Origin of the sequence: Saccharopolyspora ipomoeae, assembly GCF_029952525.1 — a bacterium.
Lineage (GTDB): Bacteria > Actinomycetota > Actinomycetes > Mycobacteriales > Pseudonocardiaceae > Saccharopolyspora > Saccharopolyspora ipomoeae.
In genome coordinates this window covers 21,001-43,819 of sequence record NZ_JASAOF010000014.1, presented here as the reverse complement: position 1 = coordinate 43,819, position 22,819 = coordinate 21,001, and the positions used below count along the sequence as shown (strand labels likewise).

Here is a 22,819-nt window from a genome sequence, read left to right as displayed (position 1 = left end):
CGGGCACGCCGAAGAGAACAGAGCCGCGACCGAACCGGACGGGGAGCCCGGACGGGGCCGACAGAACGCGATCGACTGAGCGAGCGATGAAGAACGAAAAGGGGCAGGTCATGACAGAGACCGTCGGTAGCCCGGCCGGCGCAGCGGGGGAGCCGGAAGCAGGTGCCCGCGAGGGCATCCGGGTGGAGCGCGTCTACACCACCGAGGGGGTGCACCCCTACGACGACGTCAAGTGGGAGCGCCGCGATGTGGTGATGACCAACTGGCGGGACGGTTCGGTCAACTTCGAGCAGCGCGGGGTCGAGTTCCCCGACTTCTGGTCGTTGAACGCGGTCAACATCGTCACCAGCAAGTACTTCCGCGGTGCCGTCGGCACCGACGAGCGCGAGAGCAGCCTGCGGCAGCTGATCGACCGGGTCGTCAAGACCTACGTCGCCTCGGGTGTCGAGAACGGCTACTTCGCCACCGACGCCGACGCCGAGATCTTCGAGCACGAGCTGACCTACATGCTTCTGCACCAGGTCTTCAGCTTCAACTCGCCGGTCTGGTTCAACGTGGGCACCAGCTCCCGCCAGCAGGTCTCGGCCTGCTTCATCCTGTCGGTCGACGACACGATGGAGTCGATCCTCGACTGGTACAAGGAAGAGGGCCTGATCTTCAAGGGCGGCTCCGGCGCCGGGCTGAACCTGTCCCGGATCCGCTCCAGCAAGGAGCTGCTGTCCTCCGGTGGCACGGCCTCCGGCCCGGTGTCGTTCATGCGCGGCGCCGACGCCTCCGCGGGCACCATCAAGTCCGGTGGCGCCACCCGCCGCGCGGCCAAGATGGTCGTGCTCGACGTCGACCACCCCGACGTCGAGGAGTTCATCGAGACCAAGTCGCGCGAGGAGCACAAGATCCGCGCGCTGCGCGACGCCGGTTTCGACATGGACCTGGGCGGCGCGGACTCGAACTCGGTGCAGTACCAGAACGCGAACAACTCGGTGCGCGTCTCCGACGAGTTCATGCGCTCGGTCGAGAGCGACGGCGACTTCGGCCTGCGCTCCCGCACCGACGGCGACGTGATCAGCACCGTCAAGGGCCGCGAGCTGTTCCGCAAGATGGCCAAGGCCGCGTGGGAGTGCGCCGACCCGGGCATCCAGTACGACGACACGATCAACGACTGGCACACCTCGCCGGAGACGGGCCGGATCACCGCGTCCAACCCGTGCTCGGAGTACATGCACCTGGACAACTCCAGCTGCAACCTGGCTTCGCTGAACCTGATGAAGTTCCTGCGCGATGACCTGACCTTCGACGCCGAGCTGTTCTCCAAGGCCGTCGAGTTCGTCATCACCGCGATGGACATCTCGATCTGCTTCGCCGACTTCCCCACCGAGTCGATCGGCGTCACCACCCGCAAGTTCCGCCAGCTGGGCATCGGCTACGCCAACCTCGGCGCGCTGCTGATGGCCACCGGTCACGCCTACGACTCGGACGGCGGTCGTGCGCTGGCCGGGGCGATCACCTCGCTGATGACCGGTACCGCCTACAAGCGCTCGGCTGAGCTGGCCGGTGTCGTGGGCCCGTACGAGGGCTACGCCCGCAACGCCGAGGGCCACCAGCGGGTCATGCGCAAGCACGCCGCGGCCAACGACCTGGTGCGCACCTACCACCACAACGACAAGACCGTGCACAAGCTGGCCACCGAGGTCTGGCAGCAGGGTCTGGAGATCGGTGGCCGCAACGGCTGGCGCAACGCCCAGGCGTCGGTGCTGGCCCCGACCGGCACCATCGGCCTGATGATGGACTGCGACACCACCGGTGTCGAGCCCGACCTGGCGCTGGTGAAGTTCAAGAAGCTGGTCGGCGGCGGCTCGATGCAGATCGTCAACCAGACGGTGCCGCGCGCCCTGCAGGCGCTGGGCTACCAGGAAGAGCAGATCGAGGCGGTCGTCGAGTACATCGCCGAGCACGGCCACGTCATCGACGCGCCGGGTCTGCGCCCGGAGCACTACGAGGTCTTCGACTGCGCGATGGGCGAGCGCTCGATCGCGCCGATGGGCCACGTCCGGATGATGGCCGCGGTGCAGCCGTTCATCTCGGGTGCGATCTCCAAGACGGTCAACATGCCGGAGTCGGCCACCGTCGAAGAGGTCGAGGAGCTCTACTTCGAGGGCTGGAAGCTGGGCCTGAAGGCGCTGGCGATCTACCGCGACAACTGCAAGGTCGGCCAGCCGCTGTCCGCGGGCAAGGGCGACAAGGGCGAGTCGGAGAAGGCGGTCGAGAAGCAGATCGAGTACCGCCCGGTCCGCAAGCGCCTGCCCAAGAAGCGCCCGAGCCAGACGGTGTCGTTCACCGTGGGCGGTGCCGAGGGCTACCTGCACGCCGGGTCGTACCCGGACGACGGGCTGGGCGAGATCTTCGTCAAGCTCGGCAAGCAGGGCTCGACCTTGGCCGGCGTGATGGACGCCTTCTCGATGTCGATCTCGGTGGGTCTGCAGTACGGCATCCCGCTGGAGTTCTACGTCTCGAAGTTCCAGAACCTGCGCTTCGAGCCGGCCGGTATGACCGACGACCCGGACATCCGGATGGCCAGCAGCGTCCTGGACTACCTGTTCCGCCGCCTGGCGCTGGACTACCTGCCCTACGAGAAGCGCGCCCAGCTGGGCATCTTCACCGTGGACGAGCGGGAAGCCCAGGTCAACAACACGGAACCGGCTCCGGCGTCGGACAACGTCGACCTGGACACGATGCGGTCCACGGTGGACTACTCGAAGGCCGAGGAGAAGTCCGAGTCCAAGGACGACGTCCGCGCGGGGAGCTCCACCGAGCTGCTCGAGCTCCAGCTGGGCAAGGCCGCCGACGCGCCGCTGTGCATGACCTGCGGCACGAAGATGCGCCCGTCCGGTTCCTGCTACCTCTGCGAGGGCTGCGGTTCCACCTCGGGCTGCAGCTGAGCCTGAGGGCTGAATGACCGAAGTCCGGGGTGGGTGTGACCAACACACCCACCCCGGACTTCTTTCGTGTCAACACCGTTCGCGTTTGGCCAGGTGAGGCGTTCACGGTCAGGCGACGCCCGTCGGGCGACCGCCGGAAGAACCCGGTGGAGCGCCGCGGATTCGGCACGCTCGTCCGCACCGAACAAGCGGAGGTGGAGATGCGGGCACGAAACCTGTTGAAGAACGCGATTCTCTTCGCGGCACCTGGGATTCACGTCCTGACCGTGACCGGGCTCCCGGACCCGGACCGGTCCGTGACCACCCTGGCGGCGATCGACTACGCCGGGGAACTGGCCTTGGAGAACCCCGAGGCCGAGCACTACCTCGACGAGTTGCTCGACGAGGAAGCGGTGGTGTCGATCGTCCTGCACTCGCTCAGCGAGGAGGTCGCGTTCACCGATGCGCGCGGCGAGGACGTGCTGGTCAAGCACGTGTACGGATGGTTCATCGAGGGTGGTGTGATCTCGCCGGTCACCGCGGCCGAGGCGTTCGACCTGGGCTGCGTGGATCCGGACACGGGAGAGCCCGTCCCGCCGGAGCCCGGTGTCGTCTACGAGGACGCCTGGCCGCTGGTGCTGGAAGGTGAGAGCTCCAGCTGATCAGACGACGAAGGCCGGTGCGGTTCCGCGGAACCGCACCGGCCTTCGTCGTGCTCGGGTCAGGACTGCTCGTCCGCCAGCAGCTTCTCGGTGGCGATCAAGCGGACGCAGACGGCCAGGCCCGCCGTGGCGGCCTCGACGTCGGCGAGCTCCGGGAAGGTCGGCGCGATGCGGATCACCGAGTCGGCCGGGTCGTCACCGTGGGGGTGGGTCGAGCCGGCCGGGGTGAGCGCGATGCCCGCTTCCTTGGCCTTGGCGACGACGGCCTTCGCGCAGCCTTCGGGAACCTCCAGGCTGATGAAGTAGCCGCCGGCCGGGTTGCTCCACCGAGCGAGGCCGGTCCCGCCCAGTTCGGCGCTGAGGATCTTGTCCACGGCTTCGAACTTGGGCCGGATCAGCGCGGCGTGCTTGCGCATGTGCTCGCGCAGCCCGTCGCGGTCGCGCAGCAGTCGGGCGTGCGCCCGCTGGTTGACCTTGTTCGGGCCGATGCTGCGCTTGGAGGTCGATGCCAGCCACCACTCGATGTTGGCGGGGGAGGAACCGAAGAACGCCACGCCCGCGCCCGCGAAGGTGATCTTCGAGGTGGAGCCGAACACCAGCGCGCGGTCCGGGTTGCCGTTCTCGGCGCACAGCGCCAGCAGGTCGGCGATCTCCGCCTCGTCGTCGGTGAGGTGGTGCACCGCGTAGGCGTTGTCCCAGAAGATCCGGAAGTCGGATGCAGCGGTGCTCATCGCCGCCAGCCGCCGCACGGTCTCGTCGGAGTAGACGGTGCCGTCCGGGTTGCTGTACTTCGGCACGCACCAGATGCCCTTGATCCGGGAGTCCTCGGCGACGAGCCGCTCGACGACGTCCATGTCGGGGCCGTCCGCGGTCATCGGAACGGTGATCATCTTGATCCCGAGGCGCTCGGTGAGAGCGAAGTGGCGGTCGTAGCCGGGAACCGGGCACAGGAACGCGATCTCCGGCTCGGCGACCCAGCGCTGCGAGCCGCCGGGAACCCCGTTGAGCAGTGCGAACACCAGCGCGTCGTGCATCAGCTCCAGGCTGGAGTTGCCCGCGGCGAGCAGCTGGTCGACCGGCACCTGCAGGTCGGTGCTGAAGATCTCGCGCAGCTCGGGCAGGCCGTTGAGGCCGCCGTAGTTGCGCAGGTCGGCACCGTCGGCGTCGGTTCCGCTGGCGAGGTCGAGCAGCTCGTTGGAGAGGTCGAGTTGCTTCGGCGAGGGCTTTCCTCGGGTGATATCCAGTTTCAGGCCACGCGCCACGAGATCTGCGAACTCCTGGTGGGCGCGGTCGCGCTGGGCGGTCAGCTCTTCGATGGTTGAAGCTGGATCGGGCACCGGTTGAATCCTTCGCCGTATCGGGTAACGAGCAGGAAACAGCCTAGTCGTTGTGGCCGGTCGGTGTGAGCACGACCTGCGGCCAAGCCGACACCGCACCGCTCATCTATGACGTGGATCACCGGATTGCGCTGGTCATGGCGTCACGCCGGCGGGGTTGACCTCGTCTGCCCGGTGAGACTTCGAGGGGAGGGCCACGACGTGGGAAAGTCGATCTTGGTCACCGGTGGGACCGGAACGCTCGGCAGCGCTCTCGTGCGGCGACTGCGGGAGGATGACGAGGACGTCGAGGTGCTCAGCCGCCGCCCGGGCACGGGTCGGGTGGTCGGCGATCTGCGCACCCGGCAGGGACTCGCGGACGCGGTCTCCGGCGCGGACGTGATCGTGCACTGCGCGACCACCAACAGCGGTCACGACGTGCAGGCCACCCGCAACCTGGTGGAGTTCGCCCGCCGGTCCGGTCGACCGCACGTGGTCTACATCTCCATCGTCGGCATCGAGCGGATCCCGCTGTTCTACTACCGCGCCAAGCTCGAGTCCGAGCGGCTGATCAGCGAATCCGGGCTGCCGTGGACGATCCTGCGCACCACGCAGTTCCACGACCTCGTCGCCAAGTTCAGCGCCGTGCAACGCCGCTCACCGGTGGTGGCGGCGCTGTTCGGCGTGCGGTTCCAGCCGATCTCGGTGCGTGACGTCGCGGAGCGGCTCGCCGAGCTCGCCCGCTGCGACGCAGCGGGACGAGTGGCGGACCTGGGCGGCCCGCAGGTGCGCAGCCACGAGGACCTGACCAGGGCCTACTTCCAGGCCAACGGCCTGCGCCGAAGGGTGTTGCGACTGCGCCCGCCGGGCTCGTTGTTCCGGGAGCTGCGGTCCGGGGCCAACCTCGTCGCGGACCGAGCCGTGGGCCGGGAGACCTTCGAGGAGTTCCTCAGCGGCGGGTGAGCAGGTGCGCAGCGGTGGCCGTCGCCGCGGTCACGGTGAACACCGACGGCCAGGCGCCGATCTTCTTGGCCAGCGGGTGCGATCCGACCAGCGCGGTTCCGTAGGTAGCGCCCAGGGCCAGCGCGGGGACGACACCGGCCCGGCGACGGCAGATCTCCATCGCGCCCAGGCCGGCGCCCGCCGCGACGACTCCACCCCAGTGCCGGTGCTGCGAAGCGCGGGCCACCGCGAAGCCACCGATCAACCCGGCCGACGTCAGCAGGCTGGAGGGAATCGACATGCGCACTCCTTGGGTTCCGGTTCGGATGCTTCGACCTTACTGCCGCTCGGGTGGTTCTGGCGGGAACCCGCCGCATCGGTGTTTGACTTCCCGTTTCGCGCTAAGAAAAGTGCCGGTGTCGTCCACTTCTCCAGCTTCGGGAGCCCCGCATGCGGCGCGTTCGGACAGGTTTGCTCGCGGCGATCGTCGCCCTGCCCCTGATCGGGTCCGCGGCCGCGGGGGCCGAGCCGCCGCAGGGTCCGGTGTTCGCCGACGGCGAGGCGCAGCCGGTGTTCGACCCGGCGCGGGCGGTGCGGCAGGACCTGTTCGTCACCGCGCCGGTCGACAGCGACCACGACGGATCGCAGGACCGGGTGCACGTCCAGGTGGTGCGGCCCGCCGAGTCCGACCAGGGACTGCGGGTGCCTGTGGTCTACCAGGCCAGCCCGTACTTCTCCGGCGGCAACGACGTGCCCAACCACAACGTCGACACCGAGCTGCACGTGCCGGAGCGGTCGGGTGCCCGGACGACGCTGAGCACCTCCGGTGACGAGCGGATCGCGGTGGCCGCCGAGATCGACTGGGCCTACGAGCAATACCTGCTGGCCAGGGGGTATGCCGTGGTCTACGCGGAGTCGCTGGGCACGGGGGAGTCCACCGGGTGCCCGACCACGGGGGCCGAGAACGAGACGATCGGCGCCAAGTCCGTGGTGGACTGGCTCAACGGTCGGGCGCCGGGGCACGACGCCGCCGGCACCGAGATTCCGGCGACCTGGTCGACCGGCAAGGTCGGCATGATGGGCGTCTCCTACAACGGGACCCTGCCGAACGCCGTCGCCGCCACCGGCGTCGAGGGGCTGGAAGCGATCGTGCCCATCGGGGCCATCTCCAACTGGTACGACTACTACCGCACCGACGGCGCCGTGGTCGCTCCCGGTGGGTACCAGGGCGAGGACGCCGACGTGCTGGCCGAGTACGTCCACACCCGAGCCGACCGCGAGCCCTGCCGCCCGGTGATCGACGGGCTCACCGCGGAGCAGGACCGCATCACCGGTGATGACAGCCCCTTCTGGGGCGAGCGCAACTATTTCGGCGACGCGGACCGGGTGCGCGCGGCGGTGCTGTCGGTGCACGGGCTCAACGACTGGAACGTCAAGACCCGCCAGGCCGCCCAGTGGTACGGGCTGCTGCGGGAGCACGACGTGCCGCACAAGATCTGGTGGCACCAGTCCGGCCACACGGACCCCCTCGAACTGCGCGAGCAGGAGTGGTTGCGAACCCTCAACCGGTGGTTCACCCGGTACCTGCACGGCGTGCCCAACGGGGTCGAGGACGAGCCCCGCGCCACGGTCCAGCGCGAGGACGGCAGCTGGACCGAGGAGGCCGAATGGCCTGCTCCGGGGGTCGCCGAGACGGTGCTGCGGCCGACGGCGGGCGGCTCGCAGCGCGGTGGTCTGAGCGCCGAAGCGCCCGCTCAGCGAGCGGTGGAAGGGCTCACCGACGACGCGGGCCAGAAGGCCGAGGACCTCGCTTCCGCCGCCAGCTCGCCGAACCGGTTGGCCTACTTCACCGAACCGCTCGTCGAGCGGGCCCGGGTCAGCGGGGAGGTGCGCGCAGAGCTCGGACTCAGCTTCGACGAGCCGGCCGCCAACGTGACCGCGCTGCTGGTCGATCAGGCACCGGACGGATCGGTCTCGGTGGTCACCCGAGGCTGGGCCGACCCGCAGAACCGCGAGGCCCTGGACCGGACGACGCCGATCGAACCGGGGCGCCAGTACGCGATCACCGTGCGGATGCAGCCCGACGACTACGTCTTCGCGCCGGGGCACCGGCTCGGCGTCGTGGTGCTCTCCAGCGATCACGACTTCACGTTGCGGCCCCGTCCGGGTGCGGGACTGGCGCTGGACCTGGCGCGCACGCAGGTCTCACTTCCGGTGGTCGGGCGGATCTCGTGACGGTCTTTCGCGAAAACCGGTGTCATGGCGGACGGTGATACCCGATCGAGCAGTGAATTGACCTGACCGATCGACGCTGATCGGTGTGGTTTCAAGGGTTTCAACCCCGATCCGTCCACAGCGGATGAAGTTGTCCAGAGATTGCCGAATCCGCTTTCGGCGGAGGCGTTTTCGTCCGCATCGTGGTGGTCATGACGACGCGATTGAACACCCAGCTCTCGCTGAGCGACCCCGGGGACGTGCTCGCCGCGATCCCGCACATGCTCGGCTTCCACCCGACCGACTCGTTCGTGCTGATCACGATGCACGACCTGACCGGAACACCGAGGTTCGGCGCGACCATGCGCGTCGACCTGCCGTGCCCGTCACAGGCATGCCTGTTCAGCGAGTTCCTGCTCACCGGGGCCGTGGGCAAGCAGCAGGCCGAAGGCGTGTTCATGATCGTGATCGGGGACCGTCCCAACCTCGCCGCGTGCCCGGAGACTTGCGGCGGGGCCTGCCACACCACCGACAGCCCCGGCGACGGCTCCGGGCCGCCGCTGCACGACGTCGTCGAAGTGGTGCGGAAAACCCTGCTGCAGGCGGGAATCATCACCGCCCACGCGGTGCACACGCCGGCGATCGGGGTCGGTGAGCCGTGGACGTGCTACTACGACGAGGACTGCCGCGGCGTCGTCGCGGACCCGAAGGAATCTCCGATGGGCGCGCTGATGGCCGCCCAGGGATCGGTGACCTTCGGCAGCAGGGAGGAGCTCCGCGAGCTCGTCGCGCCTGAATCACCGGAGGTCCTCAACCGCTGGTCGGCCAAGCTCGACGCGCTCGTCGAGGACGCCATCGACTCCTACGACCCGTCCCGGCACGCCACGGACGTGCGCACGGTCTTCGGCGCGATCCGGCGCATCGCCGCCGGTTCGGCGCTCACCGAGGACGACCTGCTGGGCGTGCTGCAGGCGGTGTCGGACGTCCGCGTCCGCGACGTCGTCATCGGTGCCGCGCTGACCGAACTGGCGCGCCCGGCCGAGGAGCTCTGGCTCACCCTCGTGCGCAAGGCACCGGAACCCGAGGTCGTCGAGGTCGCGGCGCTGCTGGCGTTCTCGGCCTACGTCCGCGGCGAGGGCGCGCTGGCCAGCGTCGCGCTCGAACGCATCGAGCAGGTCAAGCTCGACCACAACCTGGGGGTCCTGCTGCGCCGGTCGCTGGACGCGGGCCTCCCGCCGGCGGAGCTGGCCGGCATCGCCAGGGATTCGGCCGACGACGTCCAGCTCCTGCTCGACGAGGAGGGACCCTGCTGATGTGCGCGAAGAAGAGGAAGCAGCGCTCAGGACGCGTGGCGGGCGCGGGTGAACTCCCACGCGTCACCGACGATCACGCCGAGGTCGGCGCGCTGGGGCTGCCACCCCAGCTCGGCCCGGGCGCGCTGACTGGAGGCCACCAGCGTCGCGGGGTCGCCGGCCCGGCGGGGAGCGACCTGGGCGGGGATCGGGTGCCCGGTGACCTCGCGGCAGGTGTCGATGACCTGCTTGACCGAGAAGCCCGTGCCGTTGCCGAGGTTGTAGATGCGGTGCTGGCCGCTCGTCGCGTTTTCCAGCGCCAGCAGGTGCGCGTCGGCGAGGTCGGTGACGTGGATGTAGTCGCGGACGCAGGTGCCGTCGGCGGTGGGCCAGTCCTCGCCGAAGATCTGCACCTGCTCGCGCTGGCCCAGCGCCACCTGCAGCACGATCGGGATCAGGTGGGTCTCGACGGCGTGCCGCTCACCGAAGGCCCCATGCGCCCCGGCGACGTTGAAGTACCGGAGGCTGACCGCGCCGATGCCGTGGGCGGAGGCGTACGACGTGATCGCGTGGTCGATCGCCAGCTTGGTCGCGCCGTAGGTGTTGGTGGGCCGCGTCGGGAGGTCCTCGGTGATCGGGGAGGACTCCGGTTCGCCGTACGTCGCCGCCGTGGACGAGAACACCAGGCGCGGCGTGCCGTGTTCGCGCATCGCGTCCAGCAGTCGCAGCGACGTCACGACGTTGCCCTGCCAGTACTTCTGCGGCTGCTCCATCGACTCGCCGACGAGCGACTTCGCCGCGAAGTGCAGCACGCCGTCGAACTGCTCCGCGAGCAGTTCACCCGCCGCCGAGGCGATGTCCGCCTCGACGAACTTGCAGCCGTCCGGGATCGCGTCGGCGTGCCCGGTGGACAGGTCGTCGACCACGACGACCTCGTGGCCTGCTTCCACCAGGCGTGCTGCGCACACGCTTCCGACGTAACCGGCACCGCCTGTGACCAGGAGCTTCAACTGCGCACTGCCTTCCGTGGGAGAACCAATCGACTCAGCGGGAAGCGGCCGAGGACCGGGTCGTCACCTGTCCCGCCCCGCACCGGCGGAGGGTATCGCGATGAACACGCGCGGTTCGGCCAGGCTCCGCTCGGCGAACGCGGCCCGAACGGCCGACTCGACCCGGGCGCGGTCGGCCGTCGGGATCAGCGCGATCGCCGAACCGCCGAAGCCACCGCCGGTCATCCGCGCGCCCAGTGCGCCGGCCTGCACCGCTGCGTCCACTGCGACGTCGAGTTCGAGGCAGGAGACGCGGTAGTCGTCGCGGAGGCTGGCGTGGGAGGCGTTGAGCAGCGGACCGATCTCGGCGTACCCGCCGGAGCGCAGCAGCTCGACGGCGGACAGCACCCGCTCGTTCTCCGTCACCACGTGCTTGACCAGCGGCTGAAGCTCGTCCGGAAGCTTCTCGTTCGCCTCCGGCAGCTGCGCCGCCGAGATGTCCCGCAGCGCCTTCACCTCGAGCAGCTCCGCCGCCCGCTCGCAGCCCTTCCGGCGTTCTCCGTAGCCGGATTCGCTGTGCGAGTGCTTGGCGCGGGTGTCGATGACGAGCAGTTCGAGACCCGCGCCGCGGGGATCGAACGGGACCTGCTCGGCGTCACCGGAGCGGACGTCGAAGAACAGCACGCGGGACTCGACGCAGCGCAGCGACGCCGTCTGGTCGAGCAGGCCGGTGGGGGCCCCGACGTAGTCGTTCTCCGAGCGCTGCACCAGCCGGGCGATCTCCGCCAGGCTCGGCGCGCCGGGCTCGCCCGGTGCCAGGCCGAGATGATCGAGCATCGCCAGCGCCAGAGCGCACTGCAGCGCGTGGGACGAGGACAGGCCGGCGCCGGTGGGGACGTCACCGACGATCAACAGGTCCAGGCCGGGGACGGCGTGACCGGCTTCGCGCAGCGCCCATGCGACGCCTGCGGGAAACGCGGGCCAACCGGTGGGGGAGCCGGGCCGGAGGTCGTCGACGACGAGCTCGTCCGCCTGGTGGAGCTCACCGTCGTCGCCCCACGTCGTGGCCACGAGCTTGCGGTCGTCGCGCGGACCGATGGCCACCGCGACCCGGTGCGGGATCGCCATCGGGAGCACGAAACCGTCGTTGTAGTCGGTGTGCTCACCGATGAGGTTGACCCGGCCGGGTGCGGACCACACCGCGCTGGGCGCGCGGCCGTGCTCGGCGGCGAAGAGCTCTGCCGCGCGGGTGGAGACGCTCACTTGGCCGTCACCATCACCGCGTGCGCGATGCTGGGGGTCAGCTCTGCGGCACCGCTCTGGCCGCGGACCTCGATCGGCTTGTTCGCACCGACCACCGACATGATCTCGACCTCGTTGCCCGGGACGACCCCCACCTCCTTGAGATCGGTCATCAGATCCGGGTCGAGCTGCACGTGCTCGGAGATCCGGCGGATGACCGCGCGGCCACCGCCGTTGCGGGCGATCTCGTCGACCCGCTGGAGCTCACCGTCGATCGCGGTGTCGATGTGGTCGACACCGAGGTCGTCCAGGCCGGGAATGGGGTTGCCGTAGGGAGAGGTGGTGGGGCCGCCGAGGAGCTTGACGAGCTTGCGCTCGACGGCCTCGCTCATCACGTGCTCCCAGCGGCACGCCTCGTTGTGCACGTGCTCCCACTCGAGGCCGATCACGTCGACGAGGAGCCGTTCGGCGAGGCGGTGCTTGCGCATCACGCTGATCGCGCGGGCGCGGCCGGCCTTGGTCAGTTCGAGGTGGCGATCCTCGGCGACCGTGAGCAGGCCGTCCCGCTCCATGCGGGCCACCGTCTGGCTGACGGTCGGTCCGCTCTGCTCCAGGCGCTCGGCGATCCGCGCCCGCAGCGGCACCACGCCCTCTTCCTCGAGGTCGTAAATGGTGCGGAGGTACATCTCAGTGGTATCGATGAGATCGTTCACGTCGGCTCCCCATTCAAGTCCCAACCACGATGCTAGTCGCTGCCAGCGACAACGGTCAGTGGCCGGGGAGTTGACAGCCAGGATCAGCGACCGACCTCGTCGGCGGGCTTCGAAAGGCCGTCATGCATCCCTTGATCAGTACCGATGATCTCATGACCGCACTGGGTGCGGAGCCGCACCCGACCTTGCTGGACGTGCGGTGGTCACTGCTCGGCCCACCGGGCCGCGACGACTACGCCGCGGGGCACGTGCCCGGAGCGGTTTTCGTGGATCTGGACGCCGAACTGGCCGCTGAGCCGAGTTCGGCCGGGCGGCATCCGCTGCCCGATCCGACCGCGCTGCAGGAGGTGCTGCGTCGGGCGGGCGTGGACGCCGACCGCCCGGTCGTGGTCTACGACGCCGACAACGGTTCGGCGGCGGCGCGGGCCTGGTGGCTGCTGCGCTGGGCGGGACACCGGTCGGTGGCCGTGCTCGACGGCGGCTACGCGGCGTGGACCGCCGAGGGCAAGCCGACCACCACCGACGTCCCCGAACCCGGTGATGGCGGGTTCCGGGTGCGTCCCGGGGCGATGCCGGTGATCGACGCCGACCAGGCGGCGGAGCTGGCCCGAGACGGCGTGCTGCTCGACGCCCGCGCACCGGAGCGCTACCGGGGCGAGGTGGAACCGATGGATCCGCGCGCCGGGCACGTCCCGGGCGCGCGCAACGCGCCGTTCAGCGAGCACGTCGCGCCCACGGGCCGGTGGCGTTCGCCGGAGGAGCTGGCCGAGCGCTTCGCCGCGCTGGGCGTCACCGGAGCCACCGCCGTCGGGGCCTACTGCGGCTCGGGGGTCACGGCCTGCTCGGTGCTGCTGGCGCTGGAACACGCCGGGGTCACCGACGCCCACGCGCCCGCCGCGCTCTACGCGGGCTCGTGGTCGAACTGGGCGGCGGACCCGTCACGACCGGCGGCGACCGGTCCGGAGGCCGGGTGAGCGGTCGGCGAGATCCATCCGATTCGGCTCCTCGGGCCGTCGAGACCCTGTGTCGGGGCGCGTCCGGCAGGTAGCGTCCCGCCCATGGGTTCTCAGTTGGCCGTGGTCTGGGACGAGTCGGTGCTCGAGTACGACCTGGGCGGGCACCATCCGCTGCATCCGATCCGGCTGGACCTGACCATGCGGCTGGCCAACTCGCTCGGCGTGCTCGACGGCGTGGAGACGATCAAGCCCGAACCCGCCACCGAGCAGGACCTGCTGCGCGTGCACACCGCCGAGTACATGGCGGCGGTGCGCGCCGCGCCGCTGAGCGCTTGGGAGGTCGGGCACGGGTTGGGCACCGATGACAACCCGATCTTCGACCGGATGCACGAGGCCTCGGCCTTGATCGCCGGAGCGTCGATCAAGGCCGCGGAGCAGATTGTCTCGGGCGTGGCGGACCGGGCGGTCAACATCGCCGGGGGACTGCACCACGCGATGGCCGACCGCGCCGCCGGGTTCTGCGTCTACAACGACTGCTCGGCGGCCATCGCCTGGATGCTGGAGCAGGGCGTGGAGCGCATCGCCTACCTCGACGTCGACGTGCACCACGGCGACGGGGTGCAGGCGGCCTTCTACGACGACCCGCGGGTCATGACCATCTCGCTGCACCAGCACCCGGTGACGCTGTGGCCGGGAACCGGTTTCGCCACCGAGGTCGGGCGCGGCAACGCCGACGGCACCGCGGTCAACGTCCCGCTGCCGCCGGGCACCGGTGATGCCGACTGGCGTCGCGCCTTCCACGCCGTGGTCCCGTCGGTGCTGGACCAGTTCCGGCCGCAGGTGCTGGTCACCCAGTGCGGGGCCGATGCGCACCGGGACGACCCGCTCGCCGACCTGTCGCTGACCGTCGACGCCCAGCGCGCCACCTACCAGGACCTCCGCGACCTGGCCGAGAGCTACGCCGGGGGGAAGTGGCTGGCTCTGGGCGGTGGTGGCTACTCGCTGTTCCGCGTGGTGCCGCGAGCCTGGACCCACCTGCTGGCGACGCTGCTGAACCGGGATATCGCGCCGGAGACGACCATCCCCGAGGATTGGATCGCGTACGCCGTCCGGCGTGCGCAGAACGTGCCGATGCCGACGTCGATGTCGGACGGGGCCGACCCGTCCTTCGAGCGCTGGTCCGGGGTGACCGCGTCCGCGGTCGACACCGCGATCCGCGACGCCCGGCACGCGGTGTTCCCCCTGCTCGGGCTGGACCCGGCTGACAGTCGCGACTGAGGAGTGCCCGAAGTGGACGAAGAAGCGAGAGAGGAGACCGGGCCGGAGCAGGACTACCCCCGGCAGTGGGAAGCCGACGTCGTCCTCTCCGACGGCGGCACGGTGCACATGCGGCCGATCACCCCGGCCGACAAGGACAAGCTGGTCGCCTTCCACGGGAGGCTCAGCGACCGCACCAGGTACTACCGCTACTTCGGCCCGTACCCGCGGATGCCCGAGCGCGACGCGCGCCGGTTCACGCAGGTCGACTACGTCAACCGGGTCGCGCTGGTGGCGCTGCTCGGCGATGACATCGTCGCCGTCGGCCGCTTCGACCGCCTCGGCGAGCAGGAGTCGGCCGAGGTCGCCTTCGTCGTCGAGGACGGTCATCAGGGGCGCGGTCTGGGGTCGATCCTGCTCGAACACCTCGCCGCGGCCGCGCAGGAGTGCGGTCTGCGGCGCTTCGTGGCCGAGGTGCTGGCCGAGAACTCCACGATGGTGCGCGTCTTCCGCGACGCCGGTTACCAGGTGAGCCGGGCGATGGAGGAAGGCGTGGTGCACCTGGAGTTCGACATCGACCCGACCGAGGAGTCCGTGGCGGTGGCCCGGGCGCGCGAGCAGGCCGCCGAGGCGCGCAGCGTGCACAACCTGCTGCGGCCGCGGGCGGTGGCGGTGATCGGCGCTTCCACCGACCACCGCAAGATCGGCCACGCGGTGCTGACCAACCTGCTCACCGCCGACTTCAACGGGCCGGTCTACCCGGTCAACCCCGAGCACCGCTCGGTGCGCGGGGTGCGCGCCTACGCCTCGGTGCTCGACATCCCCGACGAGGTCGACCTGGCGGTGGTGGCGATCCCGGCGGCCGGCGTCAACGAGGTCCTCGACGACTGCTTGGCCAAGGGCGTGAAAACGCTGGTCATCGTCTCCTCCGGGTTCAGCGAGACCGGTTCGGAGGGGCGCGAGGTGGAACGCGAGATGGTGCGCGCCGCGCGGGTGCACGGCATGCGCGTGGTCGGTCCGAACGCGCTCGGCGTGGTCAACCCGGACCCGGAGTTCCGGCTCAACGCGAGTCTCGCGCCGCAGCTGCCCGGGCGCGGCCGGACCGGGTTCTTCTGCCAGTCCGGTGCGCTGGGCGTGGCGATCCTGGAGACCGCCACCGAGCGCGGGCTCGGCCTGTCGACGTTCGTCTCGGCGGGCAACCGCGCCGACCTGTCCGGCAACGACCTGCTGCAGTACTGGCAGACCGACCCGGCCACCGACGTGGTGCTGCTGTACCTGGAATCGTTCGGCAACCCGCGCAAGTTCGGCCGGTTGGCCCGGCGGCTGGCGCGCAGCAAGCCGGTCGTGGTGGTCAAGTCGGGCCGCAACTCGGTGCGGGCCGGTTTGGCGGCCACGACGGTGGAGATCGACGAGACGAGCGTGCAGGCGCTGTTCGAGCAGTCCGGCGTGATCCGCGTCGAGTCGGTGGCGCAGATGTTCGACACCGCGCTGCTGCTCGCGCACCAGCCGTTGCCGCAGGGCGACCGGGTTTCGATCGTGGGCAACTCCTCGGCGCTGGGAATGATCGCCGCCGACGTGGCGCAGGCGCAGGGGTTGCAGCTGGCGCACGATCCGGTCGACGTCGGCGCCTCGGCGGAGCCCGACGAGTTCGCGGCCGCGGTGCGCGATGCCGCCCTGCGCGACGACGTCGACGCGCTGATCACGGTGTTCGCCCCGCCGGTGGCGGTGCCCGGCGCGGCCTACGCGCGGGCGCTGCGGGAGGCGTTGCACGAGGCCGACGCGACCCGCTCGAAGCCGGTGGCGACCACGTTCCTGGCGGCCGAGGGCGTTCCGGACGAGCTGCGGGTGCCGGGCCCGGACGGCACGACCGGCAAGGGCTCGGTGCCGTCGTACCCGAGCCCGGAGCGCTCGGTGCTCGCGCTGGCGCGCGTGACCCGCTACGCGAAGTGGCGCGCAGCGCCGAAGGGGCACTTCGTGCGCCCGGACGTGGCGGCCGAGGAGGCGCGTTCGCTGGTCGAGCAGTGGTTGGCCGAGGGCGTCTCCGAGCTCGGCGACGAGCGCACGGTGCGCCTGCTGGAGTGCTACGGCATCGAGCTGGTGCCCTTCCGCAAGGTCGGCGACGTGGACGCGGCGGTAGCGGCGGCCGAGGAACTGGGCTACCCGGTGGTGCTGAAGTCGACCAGCACGGATCTGCGGCACCGCAACGACCTGGTCGGCGTCCGGCTGGACCTGACCGGGCCGGAGGCGGTGCGCACGGCCTACGAAGACGTGCGGCGAGTCTCCGGCGTCGAGCAGGTCTACGTGCAGCGGATGGCCGGGCGCGGGACCTCGTGCGTGATCGACCTGCTCGACGACCCCTCGTTCGGCACGTTGGTGTCCTTCGGGCTCTCCGGCGTGGCCAGCGAGCTGCTGGGGGACAAGGCCTACCGCGCGCTGCCGCTGACCGACGTGGACGTCGCGACGTTGGTGCGCGCGCCCCGCGCGGCGCCGCTGCTGGTCGGCTACCGGGGCGTGGAGCCCGCGGACCTGTCGGCGCTGGAGGACCTGGTGCTGCGGGTGGCGACGCTGGCCGAGGACCTGCCGGAGGTGCGCTACCTGGCGTTGCAGCCCGTGCTGGCCTCGCCCACCGGGGCTGCGGTCACCGGGGCGAAGGTGTCCTTGGGCGAATCGCCCGCGGCGTTGGACACCGGACCGCGTCGACTGCGGTAACCGTCTGCGTCGGGTGCCGACTGCGACGGGGGACACAGACCCGCAGATCGAAACCGGGTCGTTCCGTTAATCTGGTGCGCGTGGATGAGGTCACGACCCGGAAAGTCGACGCACCGGCGCCCGTGCTCGGCGTGGTCCCCGCGGGCCAGTACCGCATCAAGGTGCGAGCGGTGCAGCAGGACGACCCGAGCGCGCCGGTCGCGGTGCTGGCGCCGGCCATGGGCGTGCCGGCCGGCTACTACCGGCCGTTCGTCGCGGAGCTGCACCGGCTCGGCATGACCGTCGTGTCGTTCGACGTGCGCGGCCAGGGCGAGAACAAGCCCCGGGCCCGGCGCGGCGTGCACTTCGGCTACCAGGACTTCGTCGACGACCTCGACGCCGTGCTCGACCTCGTCGAGTCCGTCTTCCCCCGGGCGCCCCGGTTCGTCCTCGGACACAGCCTCGGCGGCCAGATCGCGCTGCTGCACACCGCCGCCAACCCCGGCCGGATCAGCGGCGCGGCCCTGATCGCCACCGGGTCGGTCTGGTACCGGGGCTACCCGGGCCTGGCCAAGTACTACTACTCGCTGCTCGGCACCCAGACGATCGCGCTGGCCTCGACCCTGCTCGGCTACTGGCCCGGATACGTCTTCGGCGGCAAGCAGGCGACCGGGCTGATGCGGGACTGGGCGCGCCAGGCGCGCACCGGCCGCTGGCGGCTCCGCGGTTCCGACCTCGACTACGACGCGGCGATGGCCGAGGTGACGACCCCGCTGCTCACGGTGACCGTGGCCAACGACGAGCTGGCCCCGACATCGGCGATGGACGACCTGGTCAAGCACTCCACCCGCGCCGAGCGGACGAGCCGCCACTACACCGCCGACGACGCGGGAGGGCCGGTGGACCACTTCAAGTGGACCCGCAGCTCCGGTGAGATGGCCGCCTGGATCCAGGACTGGATGAACGGCGTCCTCGAACGCTGATCAGCTCCGCGGAGGAGGTTTCGGCCCGGCCGGGTGAATTGTGTGAAAGGTGGGTACCGATCCACTTCGGCCGGGACGCAACCCGCGACTCCCGCGCGTCCGTCTACAAGGCATGAGACGCCTACGAACCGCAGTGGGCGCGGGGAGTCTGCTACTGGTGCTGGCAGCCTGCGCCCAACAACCGACCAACGACGTGGGGTTCGGTGGTCAGCCTCCGGCGCCACCCGGACCGGTTCAGCCGAAACCTGAACCGGAGCGGACGCCGGTGGCCGCGGAAGCCATCGACCTCTCGCAGCTGCCGCGAGGATATCCGAAGAAGGTCTGGACTCAGGACAACGGTACCGCAGTGGTCGCCACCGGTCAGGAGGGCGGCTGCAGCAAGGTGCGCGCCGAAGTGGCGGAGCAGACCGCTGACCACGTGAAGATCCTCCTCGTGGAGGAAACCCCGGATCCGCCGGGAATCTGCACGATGGACCTGCGGTACCCGCCCGTGGCGGTGAGCCTCAGCGCCCCGCTGGAAGGGCGAAAGGTGGTCCTGGAGCAGAAGGATGTGAAGGTCCCGCGCTGATTCGGCTGCTGCGCGGCGGTAACCTGCCGCCGCCGCGCGTGAAGCCGGTTCGCCGCCGGAGGTGGGGCTCCACGGCGCACCGGGTTCGGCAGTTCGTTCCTCACGGGTCCGCACAAGCGGGATGACCGCGGCCGCTCGGGCTCACCCGCGCCTCGCGCGCGGGTGAGCCCGGGACCGGTCGTGCGAGAACCTCAGCGGCCGAACGAGATCTGCAGGGTCGGCTGCGTGGAGTTGGCGAAGAAGTCGTTGCCCTTGTCGTCGACGACGATGAAGGCGGGGAAGTCCTCGACCTCGATGCGCCACACCGCTTCCATGCCCAGCTCGGGGTACTCCAGCACCTCGACCTTGCGGATGCAGTCCTGCGCCAGCCGCGCGGCCGGACCACCGATCGAACCGAGGTAGAACCCGCCGTGGTTCTGGCAGGACTGCGAGACCTGCTTGGACCGGTTGCCCTTGGCCAGCATGACCATCGAGCCGCCCGCGGCCTGGAACTGCTCCACGTACGAGTCCATCCGGCCGGCGGTGGTCGGGCCGAAGGAGCCCGAGGCGTAGCCGTCGGGCGTCTTGGCCGGACCCGCGTAGTACACCGGGTGGTCGCGCATGTAGTCGGGCATCGGCTCGCCCGCGTCGAGCCGCTCGGCGATCTTGGCGTGCGCGATGTCGCGCGCCACCACCAGCGGACCGGTCAGCGACACCCGCGTCTTGACCGGCAGCTTCGACAGCTCGGAGCGGATCTCGTCCATCGGCCGGTTGAGGTCGATCTTCACGACCTCGTCGGAGAGCTGCTCGTCGGAGACCTCCGGCAGGTACTTCGCCGGGTCGCGCTCCAGCTGCTCCAGGAACACGCCCTCCGGGGTGATCTTGGCCTTGGCCTGCCGGTCCGCCGAGCAGGACACCGCCACGCCGACCGGCAGCGAGGCGCCGTGCCGGGGCAGGCGGATCACGCGCACGTCGTGGCAGAAGTACTTGCCGCCGAACTGCGCGCCGATGCCGAACTGGCGGGTCATCTCCAGGACCTGCTGCTCCATCTCGACGTCGCGCAGCGCGTGGCCGGAGCCCGAGCCCTCGCGCGGCAGCTCGTCGAGGTAGCGGGCGGAGGCCAGCTTGGCGACCTTGAGGTTGTACTCGGCCGACATGCCGCCGACGACGATCGCCAGGTGGTACGGCGGGCACGCCGCAGTGCCCAGCGAGCGCAGCTTCTCCTCCAGGAAGCGGCCCAGCCGCGTCGGGTTCAGCAGCGCCTTGGTCTCCTGGTAGAGGAACGTCTTGTTGGCGCTGCCGCCGCCCTTGGCCATGAACAGCAGCTCGTAGAACGGGTCGGTGCCCGGCTTGTTGAACAGCTCGATCTGGGCGGGCAGGTTGCTGCCGGTGTTGCGCTCCTCCCAGAAGTTCAACGGCGCCATCTGCGAGTAGCGCAGGTTGAGGTCCTGGTAGGCGTTGAAGATGCCGCGCGCCAGCGACTCCTCGTCCTGGCCGCCGGTGAGCACCGTCTCGGTGCGCTTGCCGATGACGATCGCCGTGCCCGTGTCCTGGCACATCGGCAGCACCCCACCGGCCGACACGCAGGCGTTGCGCAGCAGGTCCGTGGCCACGAACCGGTCGTTCGCGCTGGCCTCCGGGTCTTCCACGATCGACTTCAGCTGGGCGAGGTGCGACGGACGCAGCAGGTGCTGGATGTCCTTGATCGCCTCGGCGGCCAGCGAGGTCAGCGTGGCGGGCTCGATCTCCAAGAAGCGGCGCCCTGCGGCTTCGACGACCTTGATGCCTTCATCGGTCACCAAGCGGTACTCGGTGTCGTCGGGGCCGAGGGGGAGCACCTCGGTGAAGTCGAAATTCGTGGTGGTCACGTCGCGGCTCCTTTGCGCGCGTTCGGGTTACGCGTGCACTCATGTAACCGCGCAGCGGATCACGGCGTCCACACGGGTCGGCAATGTGTGACGGAGACCCGCGGCGGGAGCTGGTCGAAATGCGCTCGGGTTGAGATTCTCGAACCTGGACGGCTCTTCTCCCGATTCGGAGGCCTCATGGCGCTCGACGAACTGGTCAACCTGCGCGACCTCGGCGGTCAGCCCACCGGCAGCGGTGTGCTGACCAGGAGCGGAGTGGTCTACCGCAGCGACGCACCGCGGCTCGGGGACCGCGACCCGAGCGGACTGCCCGCGTGGCCGCCGCGCGTGGTCGTCGACCTGCGCGAGGCCGCCGAGACCCGGGACGAGCACCCGATGGCCACGGCGAGCCTGGTGCACCGCGTGCGGGTGCTGGAGGGTCTGGACACGCCGGACGAGGACGACGAGGCGGTCCACGAGCTGACCACTCTCTACCGGGGCATGCTGCAGGGCGCGCCGAAGAAGCTGGTGGAGGTCTTCCGGCACGTCCTGGCGGCCGACGGCCCGGCGCTGGTGCACTGCGCGGCCGGCAAGGACCGCACCGGCGTGGTCTCGGCGATGCTGCTCAGCGCCGCGGGCGTGCGACCGGACGCGATCGTCGCCGACTACGTGCGCACCGACAAGAACATGCTGCGCGTCCTGCAACGCCTCGAAGAGCTGCCGGAGCTGCCGCCGGGCGTGGACGAGGAGATGGTCGCCGAGCTCATGGCCACGCCGACGCAGGCCATCGAGAGCGTGCTGGAGATCTTCGACGAGCACCAGGACGCGGCCGCGGGCTGGTTGGCCGGCCACGGCGTCACCGACGACGAGCTCGACCGGTGGCGGGAGAAGTTCCTGGAGAAGTAGGTGAGGAGGTCGGACCCGCCCTTTCGACGAGTCCGGCCTCCTCCAGCAAGCGGTGGAGGACCCCACCGCTCAAGTTTGCGGAAGAAGATCTTCGCCCCGCGGGGTGTCTCGGGTCAACGAGCCGTTCGGGTGCAAAGTGACGCCGAATTCCCCCGAACAGGGCACGGACCGCCTCAGGCGTCACATCAGTGGCGAAAGAAGGGGCGCCCTTCGCGGTGAAGGGCGCCCCGATGGGTCAGCTGGCGTAGGCGCGGAGCTTGTCGGCGCGGTCGCCCTGGCGGAGCTTGGACATGACCTCGCGCTCGATCTGGCGGACCCGCTCGCGGGACAGGCCGAAGGCCTTGCCGATCTGGTCCAGGGTGCGCGGCTGGCCGTCCTCGAGGCCGTAGCGCATCCGGATGACCGCCTGCTCGCGCTCCTCGAGCGTGGACAGGACCCGGCGCAGGTCGTCCTGCAGGAAGCCGGAGATCACCGCGTTCTCGGCGTCGGCGGACTCGGCGTCCTCGATGAAGTCGCCCAGCGGGGCGTCCTCCTCGGTGCCCACCGGCATGTCCAGGCTGACCGGATCGCGCGAGTGGTCCATCAGGTCGAGGATCTTCTCGACCGGGATGCCCGCCTCCTCCGAGAGCTCGTCGTCGGTGGCCTCGCGGCCCAGCTTCTGGTGCAGGTCGCGCTTGATGCGGGCCAGCTTGTTGACCTGCTCGACGAGGTGGACGGGGAGCCGGATGGTGCGGCTCTGGTCGGCCATGCCCCGGGTGATGGCCTGCCGGATCCACCAGGTCGCGTAGGTCGAGAACTTGAAGCCCTTGGTGTAGTCGAACTTCTCCACCGCGCGGATCAGCCCCAGGTTGCCCTCCTGGATGAGGTCCAGCAGGGGCATGCCGCGGCCGGTGTAGCGCTTGGCGAGGCTGACGACCAGGCGGAGGTTGGCCTCCATCAGGTGGTTCTTCGCGCGACGACCGTCCCGGACGACGGCATTGAGGTCCGAACGCCGCTCGGGGGAGAGGTTCTTGCCGGTTTCCAGCAGGTGCTTGGCGAAAACCCCGGCCTCGATGCGCTTGGCGAGGTCGACCTCTTCCTGTGCCGTGAGCAGCGCGGTGCGCCCGATGCCGTTGAGGTAGACGCGCACCAGGTCGGCCGATGGTCCCTGGGTGTCCAGTTCTTCGGCGACGGCGACGTCTGGCTTGGTGGTCTGCGGGACGGTCATGAGCTCCCTCCCTGACGGGCTGGCTAGCGGGGCGCAATTCACACCGACGCATCGGTGCGCGGTGTGCAGGACGCGTACGCTCGGTATTAACCGGGGCTTCCGCGCCTACGTTCTTCTCCGGGTGCCGAGTCGGTGCCGGACTG

At 70.2% G+C, this 22,819-nt stretch carries 18 protein-coding genes; 11 read left to right on the top strand and 7 right to left on the bottom strand.

Annotation, left to right across the window (positions count from 1 at the left end; translation table 11 throughout):
- Positions 1-110: 110 nt before the first annotated feature.
- Complete coding sequence (locus QFW96_RS20150; protein ID WP_281457247.1) at positions 111-2,936, top strand: vitamin B12-dependent ribonucleotide reductase; 2,826 nt, start codon at positions 111-113, stop codon at positions 2,934-2,936.
- 266 nt (positions 2,937-3,202) lie between these two features.
- Positions 3,203-3,577 carry a hypothetical protein gene (locus QFW96_RS20145; RefSeq protein WP_281457246.1) on the top strand — a complete coding sequence of 125 codons (375 nt, stop codon included), beginning with the start codon at positions 3,203-3,205 and terminating at the stop codon, positions 3,575-3,577.
- Positions 3,578-3,636: 59 nt separating this feature from the next.
- Here QFW96_RS20145 and QFW96_RS20140 read toward each other — a convergent pair whose 3' ends face one another.
- The gene (locus QFW96_RS20140; protein ID WP_281457245.1) at positions 3,637-4,914 is read right to left on the bottom strand and encodes an aspartate aminotransferase type Ic; all 1,278 of its coding nucleotides are present in this window, start codon (positions 4,912-4,914) and stop codon (positions 3,637-3,639) included.
- 201 nt (positions 4,915-5,115) lie between these two features.
- On the opposite strand from QFW96_RS20140, the gene QFW96_RS20135 reads away from it, so the two are divergent.
- Positions 5,116-5,856 carry an SDR family oxidoreductase gene (locus QFW96_RS20135; protein WP_281457244.1) on the top strand — a complete coding sequence of 247 codons (741 nt, stop codon included), beginning with the start codon at positions 5,116-5,118 and terminating at the stop codon, positions 5,854-5,856.
- On the opposite strand, the gene QFW96_RS20130 is transcribed toward QFW96_RS20135, so the two are convergent.
- A complete protein-coding gene (locus tag QFW96_RS20130; RefSeq protein WP_281457243.1) occupies positions 5,843-6,136 on the bottom strand; it encodes a hypothetical protein in 294 nt (97 codons plus the stop codon). The genes QFW96_RS20135 and QFW96_RS20130 overlap by 14 nt on opposite strands.
- A 149-nt stretch (positions 6,137-6,285) precedes the next feature.
- Between QFW96_RS20130 and QFW96_RS20125 the strand changes: the two genes are divergently transcribed.
- Together QFW96_RS20125 and QFW96_RS20120 are read left to right on the top strand one after the other, a co-directional pair.
- A complete protein-coding gene (locus QFW96_RS20125; RefSeq protein WP_281457242.1) occupies positions 6,286-8,070 on the top strand; it encodes a Xaa-Pro dipeptidyl-peptidase in 1,785 nt (594 codons plus the stop codon).
- A gap of 191 nt (positions 8,071-8,261) precedes the next feature.
- Entirely contained in the window at positions 8,262-9,362 is a 1,101-nt protein-coding gene (locus QFW96_RS20120; protein ID WP_281457241.1) for a DUF4192 domain-containing protein, read from the top strand.
- Positions 9,363-9,388: 26 nt separating this feature from the next.
- Here the strand turns inward: QFW96_RS20120 and galE are convergent, their stop codons facing one another.
- The 3 genes from galE to QFW96_RS20105 form a co-directional block, all read right to left on the bottom strand.
- On the bottom strand, positions 9,389-10,351 hold the full coding sequence (galE, locus tag QFW96_RS20115; RefSeq protein ID WP_281457240.1) for a UDP-glucose 4-epimerase GalE: 963 nt from the start codon (positions 10,349-10,351) through the stop codon (positions 9,389-9,391).
- A 63-nt stretch (positions 10,352-10,414) separates the two neighbouring features.
- Positions 10,415-11,593: a galactokinase gene (galK, locus tag QFW96_RS20110; protein WP_281457239.1), complete on the bottom strand. Its 1,179-nt coding sequence runs from the start codon at positions 11,591-11,593 to the stop codon at positions 10,415-10,417.
- Positions 11,590-12,285: an iron-dependent transcriptional repressor DtxR gene (locus QFW96_RS20105; RefSeq protein WP_281457238.1), complete on the bottom strand. Its 696-nt coding sequence runs from the start codon at positions 12,283-12,285 to the stop codon at positions 11,590-11,592. The genes galK and QFW96_RS20105 overlap by 4 nt, the downstream gene beginning before the upstream one ends.
- A gap of 122 nt (positions 12,286-12,407) precedes the next feature.
- Between QFW96_RS20105 and QFW96_RS20100 the strand changes: the two genes are divergently transcribed.
- From QFW96_RS20100 to QFW96_RS20080, 5 genes are all read left to right on the top strand, one after another.
- A complete protein-coding gene (locus QFW96_RS20100; RefSeq protein ID WP_281457237.1) occupies positions 12,408-13,259 on the top strand; it encodes a sulfurtransferase in 852 nt (283 codons plus the stop codon).
- A gap of 84 nt (positions 13,260-13,343) precedes the next feature.
- Positions 13,344-14,519 carry an acetoin utilization protein AcuC gene (locus QFW96_RS20095; protein WP_281457236.1) on the top strand — a complete coding sequence of 392 codons (1,176 nt, stop codon included), beginning with the start codon at positions 13,344-13,346 and terminating at the stop codon, positions 14,517-14,519.
- A gap of 108 nt (positions 14,520-14,627) precedes the next feature.
- Positions 14,628-17,207 (top strand): bifunctional acetate--CoA ligase family protein/GNAT family N-acetyltransferase, encoded by a 2,580-nt coding sequence (locus tag QFW96_RS20090; protein ID WP_425524776.1) that lies wholly within the window; start codon positions 14,628-14,630, stop codon positions 17,205-17,207.
- Between the two features lie 80 nt (positions 17,208-17,287).
- Positions 17,288-18,169, top strand: a complete 882-nt coding sequence (locus tag QFW96_RS20085) for an alpha/beta hydrolase family protein (protein WP_281457234.1) — start codon at positions 17,288-17,290, stop codon at positions 18,167-18,169.
- Positions 18,170-18,434: 265 nt separating this feature from the next.
- A complete protein-coding gene (locus QFW96_RS20080) occupies positions 18,435-18,737 on the top strand; it encodes a hypothetical protein (protein WP_281457233.1) in 303 nt (100 codons plus the stop codon).
- Between the two features lie 191 nt (positions 18,738-18,928).
- Here the strand turns inward: QFW96_RS20080 and QFW96_RS20075 are convergent, their stop codons facing one another.
- The gene (locus tag QFW96_RS20075; RefSeq protein ID WP_281457232.1) at positions 18,929-20,584 is read right to left on the bottom strand and encodes a fumarate hydratase; all 1,656 of its coding nucleotides are present in this window, start codon (positions 20,582-20,584) and stop codon (positions 18,929-18,931) included.
- 177 nt (positions 20,585-20,761) lie between these two features.
- Here QFW96_RS20075 and QFW96_RS20070 point away from each other — a divergent pair, with 177 nt between their 5' ends.
- The gene (locus QFW96_RS20070; RefSeq protein ID WP_281457231.1) at positions 20,762-21,469 is read left to right on the top strand and encodes a tyrosine-protein phosphatase; all 708 of its coding nucleotides are present in this window, start codon (positions 20,762-20,764) and stop codon (positions 21,467-21,469) included.
- 235 nt (positions 21,470-21,704) lie between these two features.
- Here the strand turns inward: QFW96_RS20070 and QFW96_RS20065 are convergent, their stop codons facing one another.
- Positions 21,705-22,676 carry a sigma-70 family RNA polymerase sigma factor gene (locus tag QFW96_RS20065; RefSeq protein ID WP_281457230.1) on the bottom strand — a complete coding sequence of 324 codons (972 nt, stop codon included), beginning with the start codon at positions 22,674-22,676 and terminating at the stop codon, positions 21,705-21,707.
- Between the last annotated feature and the right edge of the window lie 143 nt (positions 22,677-22,819).